The sequence below is a fragment of the Dolichospermum circinale AWQC131C genome (genome assembly GCF_000426905.1).
GTDB classification, from domain to species: Bacteria; Cyanobacteriota; Cyanobacteriia; order Cyanobacteriales; family Nostocaceae; genus Dolichospermum; species Dolichospermum circinale.
Genome location: NZ_KE384626.1, coordinates 1 through 4,296 on the forward strand (window position 1 = coordinate 1; position 4,296 = coordinate 4,296).

The window sequence follows — 4,296 nt, forward strand, 5'->3', positions numbered from 1 at the left end:
AGTTATTATGTACTACTAGCTCTGCTTTTTTGATCTGTGACAGTTCAGGGTGCGGAATGTGGGTTAATAAAGCCACAAAACCAGCTTGAACAAATTTGTATAAGTCTGGTGGGCAAAACTTGTACTGAGATTGTCGAAGTATGCCCACCCCAGAAAACTTAACCATTTTAGGATTATACAATTTAGGCGCTTAACAGCTTACCAGCTAAAAAACAAAAATCCTAGAGTTTGACTGGTTGCTTATTTTCTGTAGCTTGGTAAGGACTGTTATTGTTAACAGGTTGTGATTCCAAAAAGGCTTCTTTACCTGTAATTAATCGAGAGCGACGATTACGAGTAATATAATTCCACGCCCATTGAATTACGACTACTATTTTAGTGTCAAACTCGATTAAGAAGTAGATATGAATTATTAACCAAAATACCCAAGCTAGGAAACCTGTAAGTTTAACAAAACCTAAATCTACTACGGCTAAATTTTGCCCAATCATTGCCAAACTACCCACGTCAGTGTAATGAAATTCTGGCAAAGTATGACCTTGAAGCCGTAGTTGAATTAGTCCACCTACATACTCTCCTTGTTGTTTGGCTACGGGTGCAACACCTGGTAAAGGTTTACCCGTTTGATGGGAGAAATTCGCTAGATCTCCAATTACGAAAATGTTTTTATAATCCTTAATGGTTAAGTTTGGTTCTACAATTACTCTGCCAGAGAAATCGCACTCTACACCTGTTTTTTGTGCTAGAACTTTCCCCATAGCTGAACCTTGAACACCCGCAGCCCATAATATAGTTTTTGAGGGAATTTCTGTGATTTCATCGCCTTGTTTAAAAGTAACAATATTATTTTCAATATTTGTTACTCTGGTGTTAGTGTGAATAATTACGCCCAATTTTTGCAAAGATTCTGCTGCTACTTTGGATAATACTGGGGCAATATGTGGGAGAATGCGATCGCCTCCTTGTAATAGTAAAATTCTTGTTTCTGATGTGTCAATGTTGCGGAAATCTTCTTTCAGAGTTTTGTATGCCAATTCGGAGATCGCACCTGCTAATTCTACACCAGTTGGACCTCCGCCTACAATCACAAAAGTCAAGAAAGCCTGGCGTTGTTTGGGATCAGTTTCTTTTTCTGCTGCTTCAAATGCTGAAAATATCCGCCGCCGCATTTCTATCGCATCTTCCACAGTTTTCAAACCAGGAGCAAATTCTTTCCAGTGATCTTTACCAAAATAAGAATGGTTAGCACCTGTGGCGACAATTAATGTATCATAAGGTATGATTTCATCGCCTAAAATAACTTGTTGTTTTTTGGGGTCAATATCACTTACTTCTCCCAAAAACACTTTTGTATTCTTGCTTTTGCTGAATACAGATCGTAATGGTGCGGAAATATCAGCAGGTGATAATGTACCTGTGGCAACTTGATATAAAAGCGGCTGAAATAAGTGAAAATTACGTTTATCAATCAGAGTCACATTTACATTGGTATTAGCCAAGGCCTTTGCCGCATACAATCCACCAAACCCACCACCAATGATAACAACCTCATGTGGTGCATTATTTTCGCGTGGAACAACCATAAACAATATTTCCTTTTGTTAAGAGTCGTGTAACCTTTCTTAACAAATATGTAACAATATTATAATATATTTTGCCGTTTATTAAGAACACTTGACAAAATACTAAAAGTAGTCAAGGTTACTAATATTCAGTCATGGCTGATATTCCTGTTCTACAGCTAAATATTCAGGAACATTCATAAGTTCTTGAAAATCTTGGAAATTCATCAAACCGGGTAAATTATCAGTATTTCCCTGTGCTTTCAAATGACGGAAACACACATTCATGACTTCAGTGACAGCCATAAGTGCAGTCAGGGGAAAAAAGACAATTTTAAACCCCAAATTTTGCAATTCTTGAGGAGAAATTGGCGGAGTTTTACCACCTTCAACAATATTTGCAACTAATGGTACATGAGGAAAAGCAGCGGCTATAGTTTGCAACTCTAGCACAGATTGGGGAGCTTCCACAAACAACACATCAGCACCAGCATTAATATATAATTGACCACGATGAATAGCTTCTGCTAAACCCAAAGGACCGCGGGCATCAGTTCGAGCTATAATCACCAAACTACTATCACCTCGTGCTTCTACCGCAGCCCGGATTTTTCCCGCGTGTTCAGTTGCAGAAATCACTCGTTTACCCGCAAAATGACCGCATTTCTTCGGCCATTCTTGGTCTTCTAAAATTATTCCTGCTAAACCCAATTGAACCGCATCTTTGACGGTTCGCATGACATTTAAAGCATTACCATAACCCGTATCACAATCAGCAATTAAAGGTATATTAATTGACCTAGCTATCCGGCCGATACTGTAAAAATTTTCCGTAGCCGTGAGAAAACCATAGTCAGGTAAACCCAAGGTAGAAGCAGCAATACCGAAACCGCTAGTAGCAGCGACATCAAAACCCGCTTTTTCTACCAATTTTGCACTCAAACAGTCATAAACACCGGGAATAACGATAATTTCAGGAAGTGCGAGTAATTCCCGCAGTTTTTGAGCAGCCAACATACAAGTAACCATAAATGGACTATTTTCAGAATACAATAAATACTGTAAAAACGTTTTAGGAAATCTACAATATTGATTGTATTTCTTTTTTGCGTCTTTGCTCCTTTGCTCCTTGGCGCGAAATCAAATTAAATATTTTTAAATTCACATTTAAATTAATCACAAATGAGTAAACCCATAGAAGTTCGCAACCCCCGCACAGGTAAATTTGATTATGTCATTGTTCCTCCACCACCAAAATTACTTTCCCAGCAGTGTCACAGACTGCGAAGAGGACAAATTATCTGGCAAAAATTAGCAGTTGAGGAAAGAATTGCAGCTTTAAAACAATGGAAACAAGCTATATTATCAGAACGGACTCAATTAACAGAAGCTTTAGTTAGTGATACGGGTAGATTATCAACATCAATCATGGAAATAGATTCATTTATTGCTAATATTGATAAATGGTGTAATTTAGCTCCACAGTTACTACAAAGTACAGCAAAAAATACATCTATTCCTTTTATTTCCTTACAACAAACTGCTGTTCCTTATCCTCTTGTTGGCGTAATTAGTCCTTGGAACTTTCCCCTATCTTTGTCTACCATTGATACAATTCCTGCTTTATTAGCTGGTTGTGCTGTTATAGTTAAACCCAGTGAAATAACTCCTCGTTTTGTCGCTCCTTTAATGACTACTGTAAACAATATACCCCAATTAAGAGAGGTTTTAAATTTTGTGGAAGGAGGATCACAAACAGGAGCAGCTTTAATTGAAGATGTAGATTTAATTTGTTTTACAGGTAGTGTAGAAACTGGGCGTTTAGTCGCTGAAAATGCTGCAATTAATTTTATTCCAGCTTTTTTAGAATTGGGAGGAAAAGACCCAGCTATTGTTTTAGAATCAGCGGATTTAGATTTAGCAACCTCAGCAATTTTATGGGCTTCTGTAACTAATACCGGACAGTCATGTTCAGCCATTGAAAGAATTTATGTTGCTGAATCTATATTTGAAGAATTTTATCATCAATTAGTGACTAAAGCCCATCAATTAAAACTAGCCTACCCAACTATTGACAGTGGTGAAATTGGTCCAATTATTTCCGAAAAACAAGCAGCCATTATTAATGATCATTTACAAGATGCTATCTTAAAAGGGGCATTAATTCACTGTGGTGGTAAAGTAGAAGAATTAGGTGGGGGTTGGTGGTGTCGTCCTACAGTTATCACTCAAGTTAACCATTCCATGCAAATAATGACTGAAGAAACATTCGGACCAATTATGCCTGTGATGTCTTTTGCTAATATTGAAGAAGCGATAAATTTAGCCAATGATTCTATTTATGGACTTAGTGCTGCTGTATTTGCAGAATCAGACGAATTAGCAATAGAAGTTGCCAATCAAATAGAAGCTGGTATTATTAGTATTAATGATGCTGGTTTAAGTTCATTAATTAATGAAGGAGATAGAAATGCTTTTAAATTTTCTGGTTTGGGAGGTTCACGGATTGGTACAATGGGTTTAAATCGCTTCTTACGAAAAAAGGCATTTTTGATGAAAACTAACTCTAATAAAGATCCTTGGTGGTTTAATAATAATGATTAAGTAGTTGAGGATGATTTAACATATAGGACTGGAGGGATTTATCCCTCAAAAAAAAAGAAGTTCAGGGATAAATTCCTGACTACCGTAGTGAGGGATTTATCCCTCAAAAAAAACAAGTTCAGGAATAAAT

3 protein-coding genes are annotated in these 4,296 nt (G+C 37.0%); 1 reads left to right on the plus strand and 2 read right to left on the minus strand.

Annotation, left to right across the window (positions count from 1 at the left end):
* Positions 1-221: 221 nt before the first annotated feature.
* Both ACIR131C_RS0115490 and ACIR131C_RS0115495 read right to left on the minus strand, forming a co-directional pair.
* On the minus strand, positions 222-1,583 hold the full coding sequence (locus ACIR131C_RS0115490) for an NAD(P)/FAD-dependent oxidoreductase (protein WP_028090934.1): 1,362 nt from the start codon (positions 1,581-1,583) through the stop codon (positions 222-224).
* Positions 1,584-1,715: 132 nt separating this feature from the next.
* Positions 1,716-2,579 carry an isocitrate lyase/PEP mutase family protein gene (locus ACIR131C_RS0115495; protein WP_028090935.1) on the minus strand — a complete coding sequence of 288 codons (864 nt, stop codon included), beginning with the start codon at positions 2,577-2,579 and terminating at the stop codon, positions 1,716-1,718.
* Positions 2,580-2,744: 165 nt separating this feature from the next.
* Between ACIR131C_RS0115495 and ACIR131C_RS0115500 the strand changes: the two genes are divergently transcribed.
* Positions 2,745-4,166 (plus strand): aldehyde dehydrogenase family protein, encoded by a 1,422-nt coding sequence (locus ACIR131C_RS0115500; protein ID WP_028090936.1) that lies wholly within the window; start codon positions 2,745-2,747, stop codon positions 4,164-4,166.
* Positions 4,167-4,296: the final 130 nt, after the last annotated feature.